Here is a 251-nt window from a genome sequence, read left to right on the forward strand (position 1 = left end):
CTATGGCTGGATGGGTAAAACTACAAGAGTTACTGAAGGTTGAAGTGCAGCAGCGAAGAGAGGAGGACTGTATCTTAGAGGGCTTCCTCGAACGCATTGAAGCAGAAGGTGAGAATCAGAGTCAGTTGATGGCTATTTACTCGGACATGTGCGCGCTTGAGCCGCAATCACCGAATGTAGATGAACCCAATGAATTGGAAGCGATTAAACAGCTGCGTCCTGAAGGCCCGCGGAATCTGAAGAACAACCTG

At 49.0% G+C, this 251-nt stretch carries 1 pseudogene; it reads left to right on the plus strand.

The window, feature by feature from the left end:
• Positions 1 to 251: pseudogene (locus KVT27_RS25555) on the plus strand (ADP-ribosylglycohydrolase family protein); the annotation flags it as partial.

This window comes from Lysinibacillus sp. GbtcB16, from assembly GCF_019091145.1.
Taxonomy (GTDB): domain Bacteria; phylum Bacillota; class Bacilli; order Bacillales_A; family Planococcaceae; genus Lysinibacillus; species Lysinibacillus fusiformis.